The sequence below is a fragment of the Bacteroides nordii genome (assembly GCF_019930665.1).
GTDB lineage: Bacteria > Bacteroidota > Bacteroidia > Bacteroidales > Bacteroidaceae > Bacteroides > Bacteroides nordii.
In genome coordinates this window covers 3,291,561-3,316,103 of record NZ_CP082886.1, presented here as the reverse complement: position 1 = coordinate 3,316,103, position 24,543 = coordinate 3,291,561, and the positions used below count along the sequence as shown (strand labels likewise).

The 24,543-nt window shown below is 43.6% G+C and carries 19 protein-coding genes and 1 riboswitch; of the genes, 7 read left to right on the top strand and 12 right to left on the bottom strand.

Annotated features, from left to right (window positions below; genetic code table 11):
- Positions 1–37: 37 nt before the first annotated feature.
- The 3 genes from K8P02_RS13215 to K8P02_RS13205 all read right to left on the bottom strand — a co-directional run bounded on the left by K8P02_RS13215 (position 38) and on the right by K8P02_RS13205 (position 2,751).
- The gene (locus K8P02_RS13215; RefSeq protein ID WP_155921406.1) at positions 38–262 is read right to left on the bottom strand and encodes a winged helix-turn-helix domain-containing protein; all 225 of its coding nucleotides are present in this window, start codon (positions 260–262) and stop codon (positions 38–40) included.
- A 783-nt stretch (positions 263–1,045) separates the two neighbouring features.
- Positions 1,046–2,185, bottom strand: a complete 1,140-nt coding sequence (locus K8P02_RS13210) for a PDDEXK nuclease domain-containing protein (protein ID WP_002562416.1) — start codon at positions 2,183–2,185, stop codon at positions 1,046–1,048.
- Positions 2,186–2,316: 131 nt separating this feature from the next.
- A complete protein-coding gene (locus K8P02_RS13205; protein WP_002562415.1) occupies positions 2,317–2,751 on the bottom strand; it encodes a helix-turn-helix domain-containing protein in 435 nt (144 codons plus the stop codon).
- A gap of 194 nt (positions 2,752–2,945) precedes the next feature.
- Between K8P02_RS13205 and K8P02_RS13200 the strand changes: the two genes are divergently transcribed.
- Entirely contained in the window at positions 2,946–3,224 is a 279-nt protein-coding gene (locus K8P02_RS13200; RefSeq protein WP_025866752.1) for a hypothetical protein, read from the top strand.
- 183 nt (positions 3,225–3,407) lie between these two features.
- Here K8P02_RS13200 and K8P02_RS13195 read toward each other — a convergent pair whose 3' ends face one another.
- The 5 genes from K8P02_RS13195 to K8P02_RS13175 all read right to left on the bottom strand — a co-directional run bounded on the left by K8P02_RS13195 (position 3,408) and on the right by K8P02_RS13175 (position 9,323).
- Complete coding sequence (locus K8P02_RS13195) at positions 3,408–4,742, bottom strand: NADP-specific glutamate dehydrogenase (protein WP_002562413.1); 1,335 nt, start codon at positions 4,740–4,742, stop codon at positions 3,408–3,410.
- A gap of 222 nt (positions 4,743–4,964) precedes the next feature.
- Positions 4,965–5,141, bottom strand: a complete 177-nt coding sequence (locus K8P02_RS13190) for a hypothetical protein (protein WP_155921407.1) — start codon at positions 5,139–5,141, stop codon at positions 4,965–4,967.
- Complete coding sequence (locus tag K8P02_RS13185) at positions 5,138–7,426, bottom strand: NADP-dependent malic enzyme (protein ID WP_007487109.1); 2,289 nt, start codon at positions 7,424–7,426, stop codon at positions 5,138–5,140. The genes K8P02_RS13190 and K8P02_RS13185 overlap by 4 nt, the downstream gene beginning before the upstream one ends.
- Positions 7,427–7,651: 225 nt before the next feature.
- Positions 7,652–8,134 (bottom strand): PepSY-like domain-containing protein, encoded by a 483-nt coding sequence (locus K8P02_RS13180; protein WP_025866753.1) that lies wholly within the window; start codon positions 8,132–8,134, stop codon positions 7,652–7,654.
- A 343-nt stretch (positions 8,135–8,477) separates the two neighbouring features.
- The gene (locus tag K8P02_RS13175) at positions 8,478–9,323 is read right to left on the bottom strand and encodes a helix-turn-helix domain-containing protein (RefSeq protein ID WP_195350697.1); all 846 of its coding nucleotides are present in this window, start codon (positions 9,321–9,323) and stop codon (positions 8,478–8,480) included.
- A 199-nt stretch (positions 9,324–9,522) separates the two neighbouring features.
- On the opposite strand from K8P02_RS13175, the gene K8P02_RS13170 reads away from it, so the two are divergent.
- From K8P02_RS13170 to K8P02_RS13155, 4 genes are read left to right on the top strand one after another with little or no spacing between them, the layout of a single operon-like run.
- Positions 9,523–10,653, top strand: coding sequence for an efflux RND transporter periplasmic adaptor subunit (locus tag K8P02_RS13170; protein WP_195350699.1), 1,131 nt, complete (start codon positions 9,523–9,525; stop codon positions 10,651–10,653).
- Between the two features lie 22 nt (positions 10,654–10,675).
- Positions 10,676–13,873 (top strand): efflux RND transporter permease subunit, encoded by a 3,198-nt coding sequence (locus tag K8P02_RS13165; protein ID WP_007487114.1) that lies wholly within the window; start codon positions 10,676–10,678, stop codon positions 13,871–13,873.
- Positions 13,874–13,904: 31 nt separating this feature from the next.
- Positions 13,905–15,278 (top strand): TolC family protein, encoded by a 1,374-nt coding sequence (locus K8P02_RS13160; protein ID WP_223381353.1) that lies wholly within the window; start codon positions 13,905–13,907, stop codon positions 15,276–15,278.
- 16 nt (positions 15,279–15,294) lie between these two features.
- Positions 15,295–15,894 carry a TetR/AcrR family transcriptional regulator gene (locus K8P02_RS13155; RefSeq protein ID WP_195450161.1) on the top strand — a complete coding sequence of 200 codons (600 nt, stop codon included), beginning with the start codon at positions 15,295–15,297 and terminating at the stop codon, positions 15,892–15,894.
- Between the two features lie 579 nt (positions 15,895–16,473).
- Here K8P02_RS13155 and K8P02_RS13150 read toward each other — a convergent pair.
- The gene (locus tag K8P02_RS13150) at positions 16,474–17,754 is read right to left on the bottom strand and encodes an O-acetylhomoserine aminocarboxypropyltransferase/cysteine synthase family protein (protein ID WP_002562404.1); all 1,281 of its coding nucleotides are present in this window, start codon (positions 17,752–17,754) and stop codon (positions 16,474–16,476) included.
- Positions 17,755–18,103: 349 nt separating this feature from the next.
- On the opposite strand from K8P02_RS13150, the gene K8P02_RS13145 reads away from it, so the two are divergent.
- The gene (locus tag K8P02_RS13145; protein WP_002562403.1) at positions 18,104–19,159 is read left to right on the top strand and encodes an N-acetylmuramoyl-L-alanine amidase family protein; all 1,056 of its coding nucleotides are present in this window, start codon (positions 18,104–18,106) and stop codon (positions 19,157–19,159) included.
- Positions 19,160–19,246: 87 nt separating this feature from the next.
- Positions 19,247–20,185 (top strand): homocysteine S-methyltransferase family protein, encoded by a 939-nt coding sequence (locus K8P02_RS13140; protein WP_025866754.1) that lies wholly within the window; start codon positions 19,247–19,249, stop codon positions 20,183–20,185.
- A gap of 174 nt (positions 20,186–20,359) precedes the next feature.
- On the opposite strand, the gene K8P02_RS13135 is transcribed toward K8P02_RS13140, so the two are convergent.
- The 3 genes from K8P02_RS13135 to accC form a co-directional block, all read right to left on the bottom strand.
- Positions 20,360–21,895 carry an acyl-CoA carboxylase subunit beta gene (locus tag K8P02_RS13135; protein WP_007487123.1) on the bottom strand — a complete coding sequence of 512 codons (1,536 nt, stop codon included), beginning with the start codon at positions 21,893–21,895 and terminating at the stop codon, positions 20,360–20,362.
- A gap of 1 nt (position 21,896) precedes the next feature.
- Positions 21,897–22,406 (bottom strand): acetyl-CoA carboxylase biotin carboxyl carrier protein subunit, encoded by a 510-nt coding sequence (locus K8P02_RS13130; protein WP_002562400.1) that lies wholly within the window; start codon positions 22,404–22,406, stop codon positions 21,897–21,899.
- A 108-nt stretch (positions 22,407–22,514) separates the two neighbouring features.
- A complete protein-coding gene (gene accC, locus K8P02_RS13125) occupies positions 22,515–24,026 on the bottom strand; it encodes an acetyl-CoA carboxylase biotin carboxylase subunit (protein WP_007487126.1) in 1,512 nt (503 codons plus the stop codon).
- A 136-nt stretch (positions 24,027–24,162) separates the two neighbouring features.
- Positions 24,163–24,377: riboswitch (cobalamin riboswitch) on the bottom strand.
- Positions 24,378–24,543: the final 166 nt, after the last annotated feature.

Here is a 24,543-nt window from a genome sequence, read left to right as displayed (position 1 = left end):
AGCAGATTTCCACTTTAAATGTAATTTAGTTTCCACTTTAGCCAAAAGAAAATTCAACATTCTCAATGCTTGCAAAAAGCATTCCCTCTTTTTTTCTTAATAAGATTTTGCTTTCTCTGGCCAGCCAACCAATAGCAAGAGCTACATCCTCAAACGTCAAACCCAGTTCATGGCACAAATCGAACATGGAGAGCTCACCTTTTTCATTTAAGATACGCCACACTTTTCCTGCATTTAAGCCAATTTTATTCTTTTCCATAATGCAAACTTTAAAAGATTAAACAATTTATTTATCTATAATTTAATCATTGTGAGCATATGAAAATAATGTTATACACATTATCTATCTACAAAGATAACATTTTTGCAGAAAAAAGCAAACTTAATCTGTATTAATTGGAAATGATATCATTCTGAGTTGCTCTCATATTGAAATAATTATATTTATCTTTTTGTAATGATTTAGAGATATAGAAACGGTGTGAAAATGGAAAGATAGGATAGCTTGCAAGGTGGAAAAATATTACAAAGAATGAGGATTGTAAATGCTTGACTATTAGTGTCGTATGTAAGTGGCTTTTTTCCTCTACGAGGAATGGGTCGAAACTCTACGAGGAATGGGGTGAAACTCTACGAGAAACGAGGCGATCCTCGTAGAGTAATGAATCAGATGTTTGTAATATCTTACAAGCAATATTTATAAAGGGAAATTATCTTGTTCTTGTTGTAATAAAAAATGCTTCAATTTATGGGTAGAATATTAGAACCTGTTTTCTGTTGAATAAGAATGTACACTTTGGTATCCTAAGAATGTACAGTTTTGTTATACAAGAATGTACATTCTTATTATACAAAAGTGTACATTCTTGTAAGCGTTGATTATCAGATTGTTATAGGTGTGGTTCTAACTTGCTGAATTACGAATTCTATAGTAGCTGGATTCGTTATTATTCAGTATAAAATTAATCCGGCTAACGGGTAATGCATCTATAAGAATGCAGGCAATTTCTATTGGTTGTTATTGGTGTATAGGCTATATATGACTTTAGATACCTTTGGAAATGAAATCTTTAATCTCTTCTTCACTGGGTAGCTGGACTTTGTATTTTTGCACAAAAATATTGGGGTCTAAACCTGCTGTTGCATAACGGACTAAAGTGTCTCCTTTTTCCGTACACAATAAGATGCCAATTGGAGGGTTATCATCAGGTTGCATTATTTCTGCTTTGAAGTAGTTGAGATACATATTCAGCTGGGATGCATATTCATGGTGGAATTTGTCAATTTTCAATTCCACTATAACATGGCATTTCAATATACGGTGATAGAATACAAGATCGGCAAAGAAATAATCTTCATCTATTAATATACGTTTCTGGCGAGCTTCAAAACAGAAACCATGTCCCATTTCCAACAGAAACTTTTGTAAATTATCAAGGATGGCTCGTTCTAAATCATTCTCTGTAACCAGTACTTGCTCATTTAATCCTAAGAATTCTAAGGTTATTGGAGTATTAATTACATCTGTAGGTTGAAGTTGTGTGGTTTGTTGTTGTACTAATGCGGAAAGTGCTTTTTTATTCTTGGATAAGCCACTACGTTCGTAATATAATGAGTTGATTTGTCGACCTAATTCTTTATATGACCAACATCCACGAATTGTTTCCATTTCATAAAAAGCACGTTTGACGGGATTGTCAATAGCTGATATTAAAGACAGGTTAGAGTAAGTAAGTTTATTGAATAGCTTATCAGCTGGAATCATCCATTTATGCATATCCATCAATTCGGCGGATGTCGTCCGCCGAATTTCATTTTCATATTTGGCGGATGCCATCTGCCGAATTGGGGTAGCGAATTCTGTAGTCAACGACCAACGGATTTCCGGGTTTGACATAACATATCCTAAGACTTCTTCTTTTAATTGCGGATAAATTAGATACAAACGTCTGAATTCCCGGAATCTACGTTCATTTAACCCTTTGGTGTTTAATCGCTTTTCTAAATTCTTTAAAAGTTGCTCACCGTAGGTTGCACGGTCTTCGCCATGCTGTTCAAACTCAACAATGTAGCATCCCATTAACCAATTGCGGGAAGTTAGTGCAAGATTTACAGAATGTGCAGCTTGTGCTTGCAAGGTATTCTGAATGGCACTGATATGATTAACTAAAGATTCAAAGTTCATATTTTTACTCTTTAGAAGACCTAAGCACATCTTACAGATAATATATAGACTGCACCATCATCTTTATGTGAGTTGGATTTGTTATTATTCAGTATAAAATTAATAGGGCTAACGGGTAATGCATCTATAACTTACTTCTGCTTTTCCAGATTTTGAATACGTTGCTCAAGCGCGGCGTACTTTTCATCTTTCTCTTTTAATAAGCGTTCATAAAGCTCGGTGATCTTGTCGATAGGACTAAAAGCATTGGTTTGATTGTTTGAATAGCCAGGAACAGTTACTCCCTCTTTATTATCATGTACATCATTTGTTATGCTTTCAAAAACTACTGATGGAGCATCTTCTTCCAGTGTTTTCAGATATTCTATCGGTACATTCAATGCTCTGGCAAATCTTTGCAGTATTTCATCATCAATCGTTTTGGTTCTTTCGTATCTCGAAATAGCCGGTTGTGACAGATGTACAAGCTCAGACATGGCATCCTGTTTGATCCCTTTTTCAATGCGGGTGCGTCTTATATTATGTCCATGATGGACATTCAGGTTCTGTAATTCTTCTGTTTCCATGTTTTTTTAGTTTTTCAACAATTACTATCAGCAAAAAGTTTCATCCGAAGCAAATATACGAAAAAAACGAATAGAATGAATAAAATGAATGTCACTTTGCTCAAAATGAAATAAATTGAATGTATTTATATTTGCTGGTGTAGTTTTTTTACACTTAATTTGTAAATTCAAGAATGATTAAAATAGGAGGTGAAATGATTAAGTTATTGACAACTAAAGAGTCTACGTTATTAAGAAAACTGGCTAACTTATTGAAAGAGTATGATGCTATCATCTCCTGTGATACTTCGGATGAAGTTAAAATTATTGTTTTTGAAGGAGATAAAGATGTCAAAAGGGTGCCTATAATACTCCCGAAGAGTTTTGATGAAGAGGATATTGCGGATCTGTTAAATGAAACAAGCAGGCGGATAGAGTGGATAGCCAAAAATAAAGAAGTTAATTTCCTCCTTCCGGATGAAGAGGAAGGCTGAGGCTTCTGCATCTAATGATGAATAACAATAGTTGTGACGTTGTATAGCAATATATGTAATGCTGTATAACAATATATGTAGTGGTACATAACAATAGATGTAATTTATAACATGAAAAAGCCGCTCCCTCGTAAAGAAGCGGCTTTTCATATTAACTATAGCTTTTTAAAAAAGGGTTGCTGATTATAATATACCCTGAGCCATCATTGCTTTGGCAACCTTCATGAATCCGGCTACGTTAGCACCTTTCACATAGTTTACATAACCATCGGCTTCAGTACCGTATTGTACACAAGCTTCGTGGATATTCTTCATGATGCTCTTCAGTTTTTCATCTACTTCTTCAGAGCTCCAGCTCAGTTTGATAGAGTTCTGGGTCATTTCCAGACCGGATACGGATACACCACCGGCATTGGCAGCTTTACCCGGAGCATACAGGATTTTTGCATCCTGGAATACTTTGATAGCTTCCGGAGTAGAAGGCATGTTTGCACCTTCGCTGACTGCGATACATCCGTTTGCAACCAACTGACGGGCATGGTCACCATTCAACTCATTCTGTGTTGCAGAAGGCAGAGCGATATCACATTTTTCACCCCAAGGTTTAGCTCCTTCTACATATTTGCAACCGTAAGTTTCGGCATATTCGCGGATACGGCCACGGTAGAGGTTCTTCAGTTCCATGATGTAATCCAATTTTGCGCGGTCGATACCGTCCGGATCATAGATGTAGCCGTCAGAGTCGGACATCGTAACTACTTTACCACCCAGTTCCAATACTTTTTCTGCTGTATATTGAGCTACGTTACCAGAACCTGAGATAAGACAAACTTTGCCTTTCAGATCGGTACCCTGCCTTTTCAGCATTTCCATCAGGAAGTAGATGTTACCATAACCGGTAGCTTCCGGACGAATCAGTGAACCACCAAATTCGCGGCCTTTACCTGTGAATGTTCCTGTGAATTCGTGAGTCAGTTTCTTGTACATACCGAACATGAAACCTACTTCGCGGCCACCTACACCGATGTCACCTGCCGGTACGTCGGTTTCAGGACCAATGTGGCGCCACAGTTCCAGCATGAAAGCCTGTACGAAACGCATTACTTCGGCGTTTGACTTTCCACGTGGAGAGAAATCGGAACCACCTTTACCACCACCCATCGGCAATGTAGTCAGTGAGTTTTTGAATGTTTGCTCGAAGGCAAGGAATTTAAGAATACTAAGGTTTACTGAAGCGTGGAAACGGATACCGCCTTTGTACGGGCCGATAGCGTTGTTGTGCTGAACACGGTAGCCCATGTTTGTCTGCACATTGCCTTTATCGTCTACCCAGGTCACACGGAATTGATATACTCTGTCGGGAATGCAAAGACGCTCAATCAGATTGGCTTTGTCGAATTCAGGATGTTTGTTGTATTCCTCTTCAATAGTAGCGAGTACTTCTTCTACTGCCTGATGATACTCCGGTTCATTGGGAAACCTTCTCTTCAAATCTTCTAATACCTTAGCTGCATTCATAATTCTTTTTTCTTTTTATTAGTTGAGTTTATAAGTTGACAAATGAATGATGAGAACAAGTTGACAAGGAAATCACTTACCTTACTATCTTTTGTCTTGTTTCTCTCTTTTTGATGTTGCAAAAGTAAACATAAAAATTGAACTTGCAAACATTTTATAAAGAAAAACGGCATAAAATATCAATTTTGATATTTTATGCCGCAAATATGGAATAAAAAGATATTATTTATTCTTTTTGAGCGATTTGTAGACAGGAATGAATACCAATGCTGCCGAAATGATAAGCATAAGTATCGTTGGGCCGTCAATACGCTCGGTGTATACTAATACTATGTAACAAAGCGCTACCCAAAGCAGAATGATGCAAACTATTTGTGATTTGGATAACGGGCGTTTCATATCCCTGCTTTTTTCTTGTCAACAATCGCATCGATAACCGCTACGGCTGTGATATTTACAATGTCGCGCACGGAGCTTTCGATATCGGTAAAGTGGATAGGCTTGTTCAATCCCATCTGGATAGGGCCAATCAGTTCTGTATCCGGAGTCATTGCCTGAATCAGTTTGTAACCGGAGTTGGCAGAACTGAGGTTGGGGAATACCAGTGTATTGACATCCTTACCCTTGAGACGGGTGAACGGATATTTAGCATCACGAAGTTCACGGTTCATGGCAAAGTTTACCTGCATTTCACCGTCAATAGCCAGTTCCGGATACTCTTTCTGCATATATGCCACAGCCTCGTGCACTTTGAGCGGACTACCTGCTTGGTCGGAACCGAAGTTAGAGTAGCTCAGCATGGCAATAACCGGAGTGTGATTAAAGAACCTCACAGTCTGGTCTGCCAATTTTGCAATATCTATCAGGGTAGAGGCATCCGGGTGACGGTTGATCAAGGTATCAGCCAGGAAGTAGGTTCCCTTTTTAGAATTCAGGATGTGCATTGTTCCGAAGTGGTTGTATTCCGGACGGATTCCGATTACTTCTTTGGCCACTTTGATTGTATTACTGTATTTAGTATACAATCCGGTGATGAAAGCGTCTGCATCTCCGGTTTCCACCATCATCATACCGAAGTAATTACGCTCAAACATTTTATCCGTTGCTTCGTCATACGTAGCACCTTCACGGGCACGTTTTTCGGCCAGTATCTTTGCATAACGTTCGCGGCGTTCTGTTTCGCGGTCGTGGCGCAGATTGACAATTTCGATACCCTCCAGGCTTAGGTCAAGTTCATGTGCCAGTTTTTCGATACGTTCTTCGTTACCTAATATAATAGGATGGCAAATACCTTCTGCTTTTGCTTCAACAGCAGCTTTCAACATATTGGGGTGACCACCTTCGGCAAATACGACACGTTGCGGATTACGGCGGGCCGTATCGTAAAGCTGGCGGGTGAGCTGTGACTCTTGTCCCATGAGTTCGCGAAGATGCGTTCTGTAAGCATCCCAGTCCTCGATATTTTTACGGGCTACACCACTTTTCATGGCAGCATGGGCCACGGCGATAGATACTTCTGTTATCAGACGTGGGTCTACCGGTTTCGGAATGAAGTATTCCGGTCCGAAAGTGAAGTTGTTTACATGATAAGCTTCGTTCACTACATCGGGTACGGGCTGTTTGGCCAGATTGGCAATAGCGTGCACGGCAGCAATTTTCATTTCTTCGTTAATGGCTTTGGCCTGTGTATCCAATGCACCACGGAAGATATAAGGGAAACCAATCACATTGTTGATCTGGTTCGGATAGTCCGAACGTCCGGTTGCCATCAATACATCGGGACGGGCAGCCATGGCGTCTTCATAAGAAATCTCCGGTGTCGGGTTGGCAAGTGCAAACACGATAGGAGAGGCAGCCATGCTGCGTACCATATCTTGTGAAAGTACATTTCCTTTTGACAGGCCGAGGAATACGTCTGCTCCTTTGATGGCTTCTGCCAGTGTATGAATGTCGGTACGGTCTGTGGCAAAATATCTTTTCTGTTCGTTCAGATCGGTACGGGCTTTGCTGATAACGCCTTTGCTATCCACCATTACGATGTTTTCGAGGCGTGCACCGAGTGATACGTATAGTTTTGTACACGATACGGCAGAAGCACCTGCACCGTTTACAACGATTTTCACATTTTCAATTTTCTTTCCGGCCACTTGCAGGGCATTGATCAGTCCGGCACTGGAGATAATAGCTGTTCCGTGCTGGTCGTCGTGCATAACAGGAATGTCGAGTTCTTCTTTCAACCGGCGTTCTATTTCAAAACATTCCGGTGCTTTAATATCCTCCAGATTGATACCGCCAAAAGTTGGTGCAATGGCTTTTACAGCTTCGATGAACTTGTCCGGGTCTTTTTCGTCTACTTCAATATCAAACACATCGATACCTGCATAGATTTTAAATAATAGTCCCTTACCTTCCATTACCGGTTTGCCACTTAGTGCACCTATATCGCCCAGACCGAGTACGGCTGTACCGTTGGAGATTACAGCTACCAGGTTTCCTTTGGCTGTATATTTATATGCATCCTGCGGGTTCTTTTCGATTTCGAGGCATGGTTCTGCCACACCGGGAGAGTAAGCAAGCGATAAGTCGGTTTGTGTACTATAGGGTTTGGTAGGAACTACCTCAATTTTACCGGGTTTGCCCTGTGAATGATAGAGCAAAGCGGCCTCTTTCGTTATTTTAGCCATGATACTGCGTTTTTATAAAGGTTATCATTTGTCTGCAAATGTAGGAATAAAAGTTCGAAACTGTAGTCTATCTGTTATAAATTCTATTAAATTAATAACAAAAAGGCACAAAAAGAGAGAAATAGTACCTCTTTTTGTGCCTTTTACGTATATATATTCTAAATTCATTTTCCGGTCTTCATACTCTGTCTTTTATTTTTTATTCTTCGTTTTTCGTTCTCTTATTTACAGGAAAGTTCCCGGTCCCAATATATCGTACATATTACTCACATTCCGGGTACGTAACAGTTGTCCGTTGGGGGTATAAAACAGCTGGTATTTCATATCTATATTGGCTTTTCCCACTTTAATAACGATAATGGGTTCCCATTTGGGAAATTCAACGTAGGTGACATCCTCAACAATTCCGTCCGCATAGTCGCTGGCGGCAAAAGCATTGTATACGGCAGGAGAGAGGCGGTCTACACTTACCAGCTCTGTCTGCGTCATGGCCCATTGTGCCTGGGCATTGAACCATACGTTCTTTTCAAGGCCGTTCATCATGAAGTCGGCACAATAATAACCGTCATCCTGTGACCAGGCAATGTCTTTGGCAGTGGGGTACATCTTTTTTAAAGCTGCCTGTACCTGGGCAGGGGCATAGCCGGCAAAGGCGGTGGTAGAAGCTATCAGCATAGCAAGCAATATACCAAGTTTTAATTTAATCATAGTCAAAGTGTTTAGTTAGGTGGATATTTTTGCTTACTAACACTCAGTGCTGCTTTTTGTTTGGTATTTCACCACAGAGGTCGCAGAGGGCACAGAGTTTAAATCTTTATTGAAACGCAGATGAACGCAAATTCTCGCAAAGGGAAATAACGATAAAATAAAGAACTACAGTTTTTTAATCTGCGTTCATCTGCGATCATCCGCGTTTCATCAGAGAAAATAATATCTCTGTGCCCTCCGTGTCCTCTGTGGTAAACTGATTCATTTCGGATCACTTATGAACTAAACAGTGTTTTAGCTTAGCGCAGCAATTGGCATATTGGCACATTGAATAATTGGCACATTATTTTTCTTTCCCATTCCGGTATTCCACCGGAGACATTCCCTCATGCCGTTTGAAGTACCTGCCCAGATAGGACTGATCCGGAAATCCCAATTTATCGGCTATTTCCTGGATGTTCAATTTAGAAGACTGGAGTAATACTTTTATTTCCAGTATGGCGAAGTCATCAATAATTTTCTTGGCAGAGTTTCCGGTTACGTTTCGGCAGATTCCTGTCAGGTATTTGGTGGAGATACAAAGTTTGTTGGCATAGAAAGTTACATCGCGTTGTGAACAGCAGTGTTCGTGTACCATAGCAATGAATTTACCAAAGATCTCATCCTGGCGATTGCTGCCTTCAATTTCACTTTTAGTAAAGTAGCGGTATGTTTTATCGTAAATATCAAGTAGAAAACTTTGCAGATGATTACGGGCTATCTGATTACGAAAGCGGTTTTCGTAGTCGATGTAGATCGCAGAAGTAGCATCCATAAGTCCGTTTATACCTTTGGTTGCATCTTCGGGGAGCGTATAGCAAGGATTCTCTTTCAGGTAATGAAAGAAGGGTGGGTCGAGCCGCAGACAGGCTTCCCGAAACATTTCGCCATAGGAAGCGAAAAAAGAAAGGTTGAAGTCGTTGCTTTTTCCGTCCAGACTGATTACGGTTCCGGGTAATAAAACAACTTGGGTGTTTTTTACTATCTCATATTTCCGGAGGTCGATAGTAATTTGTGCCCAACCGCTGCGACAGAATAAAATGACAGCGCAATCGAGCTTGTTTAAACGGTTGTGAAAAGCAGCAAGATCGCCTGTTCCGGCTATGAAAGATCTTTCCAGAGAGACGGTGAGCGGGTTTTTATATTCCATACTTTGTTCTTTATTTCACTGGCAAATATAGGAGTTTTAACTGAAAACAGAGATGTGTTGTTCCGAAAATGAACAAAACTGCGAACGGAATGAAAAGTTTTCTACGAAGAAATCCTTCTACCTTTGCCGCGACCAAATAGATAAGTCAACCAGTTGAAGGATCGACTGTATAGTAGAGAACATTAATTAAATGGGTATTATGAACAAAAAGGTATGTAGAATGAAGCACATGGTGATGCTATCATGTTGTTTGGCCGTTGCAGGATGCAAGCAGGCACCACAAGTACAAATGGAAAGCGGATATGAGGTGATGACGGCATCACCGTCCGACCGGGTATTGTTCAGTACATATTCGGCGACAATTCGCGGTCGGCAGGATATTGAGATTTATCCGCAAGTGAGTGGTACGTTGACTAAAGTATGTGTCACAGAAGGTCAGCGGGTAAAGAATGGGCAGGCATTGTTTATCATAGACCAGGTGCCTTATGAAGCGGCTTTACAGACGGCTTTGGCCAATGTGGAAGCAGCAAAGGCTACACTGGCAACGGCACAATTGACGTATGACAGCAAGCAGGAACTCTACAGACAGAATGTAGTTTCCGAATTCGATCTTAGCACGGCAAAGAACTCATTGCTGGCAGCCAAAGCACAGTTGGCACAGGTGAAGGCCCAGGAGGTGAATGCCCGCAATAACCTTTCTTATACGGTAGTGAAAAGTCCTGCCGATGGAGTTGTGGGAACTTTGCCTTATCGTGTAGGAGCGTTGGTCAGTGCCAGTCTGCCTGAAGCGTTGACTACCGTTTCTGACAATTCGGATATGTATGTTTACTTCTCTATGACTGAGAATCAGTTGTTAGGATTGATCAGGCAGTATGGCTCAAAAGAGGAGGCATTGAAGCAGATGCCGGCTATTGATTTGTTGCTGAACGACAAATCCGCTTATTCGGAAAAGGGAAGAATTGAGACGATTAGCGGGGTGATTGATCGTAGTACGGGAACTGTCAGTTTGCGTGCCGTATTCCCGAATGAGGGAGGGTTGCTTCATAGCGGTGGTGCCGGTAATGTGATTGTACCTGTGCAGAAAGCAGGTGCCATTGTTATTCCTCAGGCAGCTACATATGAAATCCAGGATAAGGTATTTGTATATAAGGTAGTAGACGGCAAGGCGCAATCGGCTCCTGTGCAGGTGACCCGTGTGAACGGTGGGAAAGAATATATCGTAGATAGCGGGTTGGAATCCGGTGAGGTGATTGTGGCAGAAGGAGTGGGATTGCTTCGTGAGGGTACACCAATTCAACCGAAAGACGCATTGCATGGTACATCAAAGTAATTAATGAAATAAAGACAAAATAATGAACTTAAGAACTTTCATTGAACGGCCGGTTCTATCGGCTGTCATCTCTATAACGATTGTCGTTGTCGGGATCATCGGACTGTTCACGTTGCCCGTCGAACAATATCCCGATATTGCTCCTCCCACCATTATGGTGAGTACCAGTTATTTTGGTGCCAGCGCAGAGACTTTGCAAAAGAGTGTGATTTCTCCGCTGGAAGAAGCAATTAATGGTGTGGAAGATATGACTTACATGACCTCTTCGGCCACCAATGCCGGTACGGTTTCCATTACTGTTTATTTCAAACAGGGTACCGACCCTGACATGGCGGCAGTAAACGTACAGAATCGTGTTTCCAAGGCTACAGGCCAGCTTCCGGCGGAAGTGACCCAGGTGGGAGTTACTACTTCCAAGCGGCAGACCAGTATCCTGCAGATGTTCTCTTTGTTCAGTCCGGACGATTCTTACGATGAAACTTTTCTTTCCAACTATATCAGTATCAACCTGAAACCTGAAATTCTCCGTATCTCCGGAGTAGGTGATATGATGATTATGGGTGGCGAATATAGCTTGCGTGTATGGATGAAACCCGATGTGATGGCGCAGTACAAACTTATTCCGAGCGATGTGACCTCCGTACTTGCCGAACAGAACATTGAATCGGCTACCGGATCGTTCGGTGAGAACTCCGATGAAACTTACCAATATACCATGAAGTATAAAGGGCGTTTGATTACTCCCGAAGAGTTTGGCGAAATTGTAATCCGCTCTACGGACAATGGCGAAGTACTGAAGCTGAAAGATATTGCCGATCTGGAACTAGGACAGGAAAGCTATGCCTATAAAGGTACTACCGATGGGCATAATGGCATTTCCTGTATGATTTTCCAGACAGCCGGTTCTAATGCTACCGAAGTAAACAATAACATTGATAAATTTCTGGAGGAAGCCCGGAAAGATTTACCGAAAGGGGTAGAGCTTACACAGCTGATGAGTTCCAATGACTTCTTGTATGCTTCTATTTATGAGGTAGTCAAGACGTTGATTGAAGCGATTATTCTGGTAATCCTGGTGGTGTATGTCTTCTTGCAGGACATTCGTTCCACGCTGATTCCGTTGGTCGGTATTATTGTTTCTTTGATCGGTACGTTTGCCTTTATGGCACTGGCGGGTTTCAGTATCAACCTGATCACGCTGTTTGCTTTGGTATTGGTGATCGGTACGGTGGTAGACGATGCCATTGTGGTGGTCGAGGCGGTACAGGCCCGGTTTGATGTGGGGTATAAATCCTCTTATATGGCGAGTATCGATGCGATGAAAGGCATCAGTAATGCGGTTATTACCTCTTCACTGGTATTTATGGCGGTATTTATTCCGGTATCTTTTATGGGAGGTACCTCCGGAACCTTCTATACGCAATTCGGATTGACAATGGCAGTTGCCGTGGGTATCTCCGCTGTCAACGCCCTTACGCTGAGTCCGGCGCTTTGTGCCCTGTTGCTGAAACCTTATATTAATGAAGACGGAACACAGAAGAATAATTTTGCTTCCCGTTTCCGCCGTGCATTTAATGCAGCTTTTGATGTGGTGGTAGATAAGTACAAAGGCATCGTATTGTTTTTCATCAAACGCAGATGGCTTACATGGTCTTTACTGGCTTGTTCGATAGCTTTGCTTCTGTTCTTTATGAATACCACGAAGACAGGGTTGGTACCGGATGAAGACCAGGGAGTGGTGTTTGTAAATGTCAGTACTGCTGCCGGTAGCTCACTCAAGACTACGAATACGATCATAGAACGTATCGAGAAGCGTCTGGAAGATATCCCGCAGGTGGCACATGTGCAGAAAGTGGCAGGTTACGGATTGTTGTCCGGACAGGGAAGTTCGTTCGGTATGCTGATTCTGAAGTTGAAACCCTGGGACGAACGTCCCGGCAAGGAAGACAATGTACAGGCGGTTATCGGCCGGGTATATGGCTCTACGGCAGATATTAAGGATGCTACTGTATTTGCTATTTCTCCGGGTATGATTCCGGGATACGGTATGGGTAATGCACTCGAGCTGCATATGCAAGACAAACAGGGAGGCGATGTAAACACTTTCTTCCAGACCACACAGCAATATCTGGGTGCTTTGAACCAGCGTCCTGAGATAGCAATGGCGTATTCTACATTTGATGTACGTTATCCGCAATGGTCGGTAGAAGTAGATGCTTCCAGATGTAAGCGTGCAGGTATTACGCCGGACCAGGTGCTCAGTACTTTGTCCGGATATTATGGCGGGCAGTATGTGTCCAACTTCAACCGGTTCTCAAAAGTATATAAGGTAATGATACAGGCCGATCCTGAATATCGTCTGGATGAGACTTCACTGAACAATACTTTTGTGCGTATGGCGAATGGAGAAATGGCTCCGCTGAGCCAGTTTGTAACATTGACACGTGTGTATGGTGCCGAATCGCTGAGCCGCTTCAATATGTACAACTCCATTGCGGTAAATGCGATGCCTGCCGAAGGTTACAGTACCGGTGACGCGATTCGTGCCGTGCAGGAGACTGCCGCTACTTCATTGCCCAAAGGCTATGGGTATGATTATGGAGGCATCACCCGTGAAGAGAACCAGCAGAGTGGTACTACGATTATCATATTTGCTATCTGTTTCCTCATGATTTACCTCATCCTGAGTGCACTTTATGAGAGCTTCATTGTACCTTTTGCCGTACTTCTGAGTGTACCCTGCGGACTCATGGGAAGTTTCCTTTTTGCTCGTATGTTCGGACTCGAGAACAATATCTATTTGCAAACGGGGCTTATCATGCTGATTGGTCTGTTGGCAAAGACAGCGATCTTGCTGACGGAATATGCAAGCGAGCGCCGTAAGGCAGGTATGGGGCTGATTGCTTCGGCACTGAGTGCAGCCAAAGCCCGTTTCCGTCCTATCCTGATGACAGTCCTTACGATGGTTTTCGGTCTGTTGCCTTTGATGGTAGCTTCCGGAGTAGGAGCCAATGGTAACCGTTCACTCGGAACCGGTACGGTAGGTGGTATGGTGGTTGGTACACTGGCACTGCTATTCATTGTTCCTTCGCTCTTTATAGCATTCCAGTGGTTACAGGAACGTTTGCGTCCGGTGCAGCCACAGGTTACCCACGATTGGCAGATTGAGGAAGAGATTGTGAAGAGCGACCGGGAAAAACAAGAAGCCGGTAAGGAATGACCTTAACCAAATTATTAAAAAGAAAAGAAATATGAAGAAGATAATTCTATTATCTGTGGCAACGACTTTTATACTGAGTAGTTGCGGCATTTATTCCAAATACAAACCTGCTACGGAGGTTCCCGAAGGGCTTTATGGGGCTACTGATACGCTTGTGTCTGCTACCGATACCGCTAATCTGGGAAATCTCTCCTGGCGTGAGGTCTTTACAGATCCGCACTTGCAGATGCTCATTGACTCTGCCCTGGTGCGTAATACTGATTTGCAAACCGCCCATTTGCGTGTGAAAGAGGCTGAGGCTACATTGCTTTCTGCCCGTTTATCCTATCTGCCTTCTTTCTCTCTTTCTCCGCAAGGCACGGTGAGTAGTTTTGATGGTGCGAAAGCTACGCAGACGTACACATTGCCCGTTTCTGCAAGCTGGGAGATTGATCTCTTCGGACGTATCACCAACGCCAAGCGCCGTGCAAAGGCGGTTCTTGCGCAGAGTCGGGAGTATGAACAGGCGGTGCAGACCCAACTGGTGTCGGCCGTTGCCAACAATTATTATACTCTGCTGATGCTCGACGCCCAGCTTGAAATATCTACAGCCACCGAGGCTGCCTGGGCGGAGAGTGTGACTGCCACCCGTGCTATGAAAGCAGCCGGTATGGTGACCGAAGCAGGGTTGGCGCAGACCGAAGCTACCTATTATAATATCCGTACATCGCTGCTCGATTTGAAAGAGCAGATCAATCAAGTGGAGAATGCCCTTTCCTTGTTGCTGTTTGATGTGCCTCAGAACATTCGGCGCGGCAAGCTCGAAGGGCAGCAATTGCCCGAAGAGCTCTTCGTTGGTGTACCTCTTCAGATGCTTGCCAACCGTCCCGATGTGCGCAGTGCAGAGCAGGCTTTGGCACAGGCTTTTTATACAACCAATAGTGCGCGTTCGGCTTTCTATCCTTCTATCACGTTGAGTGGTAGTGCCGGATGGACCAACTCGGCAGGTGCTCTGATTGTCAATCCGGGTAAGTTCATTGCTACGGCAGTTGCGTCGTTGACGCAGCCGTTGTTCAACCGGGGACAGAATATCGCCCAGCTCAAAATAGCGAAGGCACAGCAGGAGGAGGCACGTCTCAGCTTTGAACAGACGTTGCTCAATGCAGGTAGCGAGGTTAACAATGCACTGGTACAATATCAGACAGCCCGTGATAAATCGGAGTATTTCACTAAACAGGTTGCCTCACTGGAAAATGCCGCCCGAAGCACCCGTTTGTTGATGAAGCATGGCAATACCACGTATCTGGAAGTATTGACTGCCCAACAGACGTTGCTCAATGCACAACTTTCTCAGGTAGCTAACCGTTTCACCGAAATCCAGGGAGTTATTACATTGTATCAGGCTCTTGGTGGCGGAAGAATGTAAAAAGAGGAGGAATGAAATGAAGCCCGAAACTGCTCGTCGCCAAATTATTGATTATACCAAGCAGGAGATGATTCTGCACGGTGTCAGTCGTTTGACAATGGACCTTATTGCTCAGGGCATGGGCATGTCTAAACGGACGCTTTATCAGCTTTTTCCCAGCAAAGTCTGCCTGGTGCGTATCTGCCTGGCAGAGTTTGCTGCCGAGAAGCATAACCGGCTGCTTGCCTGGCAGAAAAGAGAAGAGTATTCCTGTACGGAGATTCTTTTCCGTACGATGGATGTTTACACATCGCTGATACATTATCAGGGCAGCACATTGTTGTTTGATCTGGCGGGGGATCCCGATTATCAACCTATGATGGAACGTGAAAAGACTTTCTGGTTGCAGCAACTGGCCGATGCGCTGAACCTTTGCAAGGCTTGCGGGGTGTTGGTGGCTGATGTCAATCCCGACCGTTTGGCGATGGAAATACTCACTATCCTTTATGAGAACTGTTTGCGTGGCGCTTCCTATGCCACGCAACGGTTGCTTGCTTATTCGTTGCTGCGTGGATTCTTTAAAGTGGATGATATCCGCTATATTGATAAGTGCTTGCCGATAACGCAGAAAGGATGAGGAGTTTATTTCACCACAGAGGACGCAGAGGACACGGAGTTTTAAATCTTTATTGAAACGCGGATTAACACAGATTCTCGCAAAGGGAAACAAATCTAAGATAAAGAACTACAGTCTTTTAATCTGTGTTTATCTGTGTTAATCCGCGTTTTATCAGATAAATAATACTCTGTGGAACTCTGTGCTACTCTGTGGTGAGTTCTGCTCATTTTTGTACAGCTTTGAACTCAATAACCAACTACTTGGAATGGAGAGTTATATTATTTTACATGGCCTTCCATCCCCAAGCCGTGCGTATTGCCCGGCTCCGAGGAGAAGGTCTCTCGGCTCCGGGGAGGACGTTGCTCGGCTCCGAGGAGGAGGCTGTTCGGCTCCGGGGAGAAAATATGGTTGTAAAGCTATTGATTATTAACTTGTTATAGAATAGAGTTTTTGTCTTCTCTATTCTATTACTGTGGTAATATTACTTTACTCCTCACAAAGATACTACTTTGGTGAATGATTACTATTATAAAAAGGAAGAGACATGAAGTCAATCTGCTTCGTGTCTCTTCCTTTTATATAATATAATGTATAGGCTTATGCGTTCAGCGCCTGCTCAATATCCGCAATAATGTCTTCGGCACTTTCTATACCCACCGAGAAGCGGATCAAGTCCGGGCGTACACCTGCTTCCATGAGTTGCTCATCAGTCAGCTGACGGTGTGTGTGGCTCGCAGGATGCAGTACACATGTACGGGCGTCTGCCACATGAGTCACGATAGCAGCCAGTTGCAGTGAATCCATAAATTTGATAGATACTTCGCGTCCGCCTTTCAGTCCGAAAGAGATAACACCGCAGGAACCGTTCGGCATATATTTCTGAGCCAGTTCGTAGTATTTGTTTCCCGGAAGACCACAATAGTTCACCCAGGCTACTTTGTCGTTTTTAGAAAGATATTCAGCTACTTTCTGTGCGTTGCCACAATGCTGAGGCATGCGGAGATGCAACGTTTCCAGTCCTAAATTCAACAGGAAAGCATTCTGCGGGCTTTGGATACTGCCTAAGTCGCGCATCAGTTGGGCAGTAGCTTTGGTTATATATGCCATTTTACCAAAAGAGGTAGTGTAGGTCAATCCATGGTAAGACTCATCCGGTGTGCAAAGTCCGGGGAATTTATCGGCATGGGCATCCCAGTCGAAGTTGCCACTGTCTACGATACAGCCGCCTACGCTGGTGGCATGTCCATCCATGTATTTGGTAGTAGAGTGTACCACGATGTCTGCTCCCCACTCAAACGGGCGGCAGTTGATAGGAGTAGGGAATGTATTGTCTACAATCAACGGAACGCCATTGCTATGGGCGATGCGGGCAAACTTTTCGATATCCAGTACTTCGAGAGACGGATTGGAGATTGTTTCGCCAAACAGTGCCTTGGTGTTAGGGCGGAAAGCCGCGGAGATTTCTTCCTCACTGGCATCGGGATTGACAAAAGTAACATCAATACCCAGCTTCTTCATCGTCACTCCGAACAGGTTGAATGTACCGCCGTAGATGGCCGATGAACAAACAAAATGATCGCCTGCCTGGCAAATGTTGAATATGGCATAAAAATTGGCTGCCTGCCCGCTGGAAGTCAGCATAGCAGCTACACCTCCTTCGAGTGCAGCAATCTTGGCAGCTACGGCATCGTTGGTCGGGTTTTGCAGGCGGGTGTAGAAATAACCACTATCCTCAAGATCAAACAAACGGGCCATCTGCTCACTGGTTTCATATTTGAAAGTAGTACTCTGATAGATGGGCAGCACACGTGGCTCCCCTTTTTTAGGAGTCCATCCTGCTTGTACACACAGGGTTTCGGGTTTGAATTGTTTTGCCATAATTGTTATTGGGTTTTCAGATTTATTGCCTTAAAAAAGTTATATCGATGCAAAAGTAGAGAAAATAATTGGTTTAAAAGGTTATCTTTGCGGAGTTATTCAATTGACAGTTGACAATTATTTAATTGACAGTTGACAGTTGACAGTTGACAATTGACAGTTATCCAGTTGGCAATTGTTCAACGAACGGTTACCTATTGACATTGAACACATAACTCGTATCCGCGCAGCCCACTGTCAACTGTCAATTGTCAACTGTCAATTGAATAACTGTCAATTGAATAACTGTCAACTGAATAACTGTCAATTAAATAATTTTCAACTTTCAACTTTCAATTTTCAATTAAATATGAATCGTCTCCTCTGTCTTTTTCTGTTTATCTCTTTTCTGTTTGTTGCCCCGGATATGTGGGCGCAGCAGAAAGCTACTCCGAAAGCCGGTGAAGGAATTTCGTCTTTCCTACTGCGCCACAATCGTGCTCCCAAGAAGTACTATGATGATTTTGTTGAGTTGAACAAAGCTAAATTAGGAAAAGATAAAACACTTAAAATGGGAGTTACCTATCTGATTCCTCCTGCAAAAAGTTCTGTATCTGCTGCTACGGCTAAGTCTGCTCCTGCCGGAAAAAACGTTGAGAAGCAGGATAAACCCAAACCTGCACGGCGGACAGAAATCAATGAACCTCTCTTCGGAAAATTGCTGGCAAACACAAAAGTAACCTCCAGTCGCCTGGCTGGTGCCTGTTTTTATGTAGTCAGCGGGCATGGCGGACCTGATCCCGGAGCTATTGGCAGGGTGGGGAAGCACGAGCTTCACGAGGATGAATATGCCTATGATATTGCTCTGCGTCTGGCACGTAACCTGATGCAGGAAGGAGCAGAAGTACATATCATTATTCAGGATGCCAAAGACGGAATCCGTGACGATGCTTACCTTTCTAACAGTAAACGGGAGACTTGTATGGGAGACCCCATTCCCTTGAATCAGGTGCAACGTCTGCAACAGCGATGTGACAAAATAAATGCCCTGTATCGCAATGACCGTAAAAACTATAAGTATTGCCGTGCCATCTTTATTCATGTAGATAGCCGTAGTAAAGGAACGCAGACGGATGTATTTTTCTACCACTCCAACCGCAAAGCTGATAGTAAACGATTGGCGAATAATATGAAAGACACTTTTGAGTCGAAGTATGGAAAACATCAACCAAACCGCGGTTTCTCCGGAACAGTGAGTGGGCGGAATCTATATGTATTGGCTCATACAACTCCCGTATCTGTATTTGTAGAACTGGGTAATATCCAGAACACACTTGACCAAAGACGACTGGTTATTCCTTCCAACCGGCAGGCATTGGCGAAATGGTTAATGGAAGGTTTTCTGAAAGATTATAAAGGGATGTGAATTTAGCAAGAACGGACAACCGGACTGTGAGAATAAACCCTATATTTGTCGGCGAATACGAAATAAAAACCTAAAAACTTACTTTGCATGAATCAGTTATCTTTTGTTGGTACTTACCGGACTTCTCCTTGTATTCTTACCGAAGGAGCCGTTGTAGAGCGTTTGCGTCGTGAGTTTCATATCCCCTTGGATGAAGATCTTATCCATGCTGCTTTAATCTATAATGATTCTTACCGTGAAGTCCTGGCAGGCATTTATAAACAATACATTGACATTGCCACCCGGCATCAGTTGCCTTTGATGCTGATGACACCTACCCGCAGAGCTAATACAGAAAGAATATCCGGTTCGGTTTACCGCAACCGGGATATATTGCGGGACAACGTTGCCTTTCTTTCGGAACTTCGCGGTACAGCTTCTACTCCCGTCTATATTGGTGGTTTGGCCGGTTGCCGGGGCGATGCTTATGATGGACGCTATCATCTCTCGGTGGAAGAAGCAACACAATTTCATTATCCTACTGTTCGTGCCCTGGCTGAGGCAGGCGCCGACTATTTGTTTGCAGGCATTATGCCTCAACTCACCGAGACCATTGGTATGGCCAATGCAATGGCAGCAACCGGATTACCCTATATCATCAGCTTTATGATTCGTCGTGACGGACGGTTGTTGGATGGAAGTTTTATCCATGATGCTATTGATACAATAGATAAAGAGGCAACCACCCGTCCACTTTGCTATATGGCAAACTGTGTACATCCCGATGTGCTGCACCAGGCTTTATCACATTCGCATAATGATACTCCTCTGGTGCGCGAACGCTTTCAGGGGCTTCAGGCTAATGCTTCCGTATTAACTCCCGAAGAATTGGAAGGGTGTACCCATCTGGAATCTTCTTCTCCCGAAGAGCTGGCAGACAGATTGATGACGTTACTCTGGGATTTCCCATTAAAAATTTGTGGAGGCTGTTGTGGTACGGACGAACGTCATCTCAATAGCTTTGCAGAGATTCTGACTCAACGTTGACCATTTTATAACGATAGACACTCCTTTTTGTTTTTGATCTCATGGTGCAAAGATAGAGTGTTACGATATTTGAGGAAATGGCTATATTACCTGTTTAGCTGGCTATTATTCTCGTATTTAGTTGAAAGTTGAGCGTAGCTAATTTTCAACTCTCAACTTTCAACTAAATAAGCTCTACAACGGCATATTTCCGTGCTTCTTAGGCGGATTGGTCTGCATCTTATTTTCTGTCATTTCCAGAGCCTGGATCAAACGCTTACGGGTTTGCTTCGGCAGGATTATTTCATCAATGAAGCCCAATTCGGCAGCCTGATAAGGGTTGGCAAACTTTTCTTTATAGGCTTCCAGCTCTTTTGCTTTTGTTTCTGCATCTGCTTTACGGAACAGAATATTTACCGCTCCATCAGCACCCATTACCGCAATTTCAGCACTTGGATAAGCAAAGTTTACGTCTGCTCCGGTCTGCTTGGAGTTCATTACGATGTAGGCACCACCGTATGCTTTACGGGTGATAACTGTGATCTTAGGTACGGTTGCTTCTGCAAATGCATATACAATCTTTGCTCCATGGCGTATGATACCGTTATTCTCTTGCGTATATCCCGGCAGGAATCCCGGAACATCTTCAAAGGTGATCAATGGAATATTGAAACAGTCGCAGAAACGAATGAAACGGCTTGCCTTGTCACTGGCATCAATATCAAGCACACCTGCCAGATAAGCCGGCTGATTGGCTACGATACCTACCGAGCGTCCGCCCAAACGTGCAAAACCAATGAGGATATTCTTGGCAAAGTTGGGCATTACTTCAAAGAAATAGCCGTTGTCTACCACACGCTCAATGATATCTTTCATATCATACGGTACGTTCGGGTCAGCCGGGACAATTGTATCCAGTGATGTATCTTCACGGTTGATATCATCGGTACTGTTTTGCTTCTTAGCCTCGTCCATATTGTTTTGTGGCAGGAAAGAAAGCAATTCGCGGATACTCATCAGCAACTCTTCTTCGCTGTTGGCCATGAAATGAGCCACTCCGCTTTTGCTGCTATGTGTCATTGCACCACCCAATTCCTCTTTACTCACTTCTTCGTGGATCACCGTTTTTACTACATCCGGGCCTGTCACAAACATGTGGCTCTTTTCTTTTACCATAAAGATAAAGTCCGTCAGTGCGGGAGAGTAACAGGCACCACCGGCACATGGACCCAAAATGGCAGAAATCTGCGGAATTACTCCACTTGCCATTGTGTTCTGATAGAAGATATCAGCATAGCCCGAAAGGCTTTCGATACCTTCCTGGATGCGGGCACCGCCCGAATCGTTTAAAGCGATGATGGGAGCTCCGTTTTTTAATGCTAATTGCTGCACTTTTACGATCTTTTTTGCATTGGATGCCGAGAGTGAACCACCATACACCGTGAAGTCATAGGCATAAACAAAGACCTGGCGGCCGTCTATTTTTCCATAACCGGACACAATGCCATCTCCGGGAATCTTGTTTTTGTCCATGCCGTAGTTGGTACACCGGTGCACCATTAACTTATCCAGTTCAACGAAAGTACCTTTGTCCAGCAGCATGTCAATACGTTCGCGGGCAGTCATTTTTCCACTTTCGTGTTGCTTTTCTATCTTATCGACACCTCCACCAAGGGATGCGATGCGGTCACGTTCTTTAAACGCGGCATATGCTTTATTTATTTCTTCCATTTTACTCTATGGTTTCAAGGGTTATTAATGTCTGGTCACCGGTGATGCTATCACCTTCCTGCACCAGTATTTCTTTAATGCGACAGTCCGAAGTTACTTTGTAGTTACTTTGCATTTTCATTGCTTCAATGACAATGGCGGTGTCTCCGGCTTTTACTTCCTGGCCCACACTAACGGGAATTTTCACAACCTTGCCCGGCATTGGAGAGGTGATGCGGTCGTTCTGTTCTTCATCTCCCTTTTTGCGCATACGGAGGTATTTTGCCTGACTATCTACAATTTCTACATTGTAACTGTTATAGTGTGTATTTACCTTATAACTCTTTCCGTTCTCACCGCGAATCAGCTGTGCGTTGGAGCTGTGTCCATCCATCAGGATGTTACAGGTTCCGTTTTCTGCCATTACTACATCTGCTTCAAACGTCTGTCCGTCTATGGTAAGTACCACTTTATTATCTTCCTTGCTGACCAATTCTATCTCGGCCACACGGTTTCCTATATGAATTTCCATAATTAATCATTTAAATAATGTGCCAATAAATATGTCAATGTGCCAATATGCTAATATGCCAATGTAGCAATGTTTTTCGGCAATACAGCGCAGCCAATTGGCACATTATTATATTCTTAATACCCCTTTATGTAGTCCGAATTCTTTCCACTTACTGATCGGACGGTTATCGGTAGCCGATCCGCTATTTTCTTCAAGATTCATCAGATAATCCATATAGGCGGCAATCATGGCAATCTTTTCAGAACGTTCGCTGGTGTGGGTGATACACTTTTGCAGTGCTTCGCCATTCTTTGCAATAAAACCGGTGTCATAATGCCCTTCTACAAAGTCGGCAGTATCCATGATACAACGCAGGTAACTGATGTTGTTTTTCACTCCTGTCAGTTTGTATTCGTGGAGTACCCGGCGCATGCGCTCAATGGCGTATTCGCGGGTGGTAGCCCATACAATCAGTTTACCAATCATCGGATCATAGTAGATAGGGATCTCATATCCTTCGTATACGTAGCTATCAATGCGTACACCGATGCCGTTTGGTTCAGTAATCTGTTTGATCACTCCCGGACTGGGCATGAAGTTCATTTCGGTGTCTTCTGCGCAGATACGACATTCAATGGCGTGTCCGCGTTGTTTGATATCCTCTTGTTTTAACTTCAACACCTGATTATCTGCTACTTTGATTTGCTCTTTTACCAGGTCTACTCCCACAACTTCCTCTGTAATCGGATGTTCTACTTGCAAGCGGGTATTCATTTCTAAGAAGTAGTAGTTGCGGTGTTTGTCTACCAGAAACTCAATTGTTCCTGCACCGATATAGTTGACGGCTTTGGCGGCAGCTACTGCCTTTTCGCCCATATCTTTGCGTAATTCGGGGGTTATAAATACCGAAGGACTTTCTTCTACGATTTTCTGGTTACGGCGTTGTACGGAACATTCACGTTCACATAGATGAATTACATTTCCGTGTTTATCACCCAGAATCTGAAATTCAATGTGATGTGGTTCCTCAACGAATTTCTCCAGATATACGGTATCGTCTCCAAATGAGGAGAGCGATTCGCTTTTGGCTGTAGTGTAGGCTTCTTCTACTTCATTAGCATTGTGGATCAGTCGCATCCCTTTTCCGCCACCGCCCATAGAAGCTTTCAGCATTACCGGATAGCCTATTTGGTTGCACAGTTCTACGGCTTCTTCCACGCTTTTCAGGTTTTCCTGCGTACCTGGAACTACCGGAACGCCCGCTTCAATCATTTTGATACGGGCAGCAATTTTATCTCCCATTGCCTCCATCGTTTCCGGATTCGGACCGATAAAGATGATCCCTTCTTCCTGGCAACGGCGGGCGAATGTGGCATTTTCCGATAAGAAGCCATATCCCGGATGTATGGCATCTGCATGGCACATCTTCGCCACTTCAAGGATCTTTTCTATATTCAGATAACTCTCTTTTGATGCGGCCGGACCGATGCAATAAGCTTCATCGGCATAGAGCACATGCTTTGCGGTGCGGTCTGCTTCTGAGAAAACAGCGATACTTGCTATTTCCATTTCCCGACAGGAGCGCATTACTCTCACGGCTATTTCTCCGCGATTGGCAACTAAGATTCTTTTTATCATATTCATTTCTCAATTAAATGCATATACGTATTAGTGCTTTTCCACCCTGTGGACACACTCCACCCGGTGAAAACACAGTATTTCTAAGATTTGGGGCTAAACGGCGATACTTTCTTTCCTAACCCACGAGGTGAGAAAGTATAAATTTTGACTGGCAGGTCTTCTGACTGACTCTCATCTTACAGGCCTTCCCGATGGATTTTTTACCTCCGTCAGTGGCGCGAATCTGGTTAATTTATAAGATGTTCTATAGAGCTTCACAGCAGCGGGACTGTCCGGGAGTTACACCCGATTCCCTTTTAATCTTCATCCGTTGACCACGGATTCCGAACCAAATCGTGCGCAAATATAGAGAATTATTGAATAGGACGAATCTTTTTTGCACGAAAGTTTACTTTTTGTGCAGTCTGAATAAAAAAGCAGGTGTAAAAGCCTGACAGTTGAAACACAATGCCCTCTTTTTTTGTTGTTTTAAATGAGGTACGTGACCTTATGCAAAATAAAAACCTATAAAAAT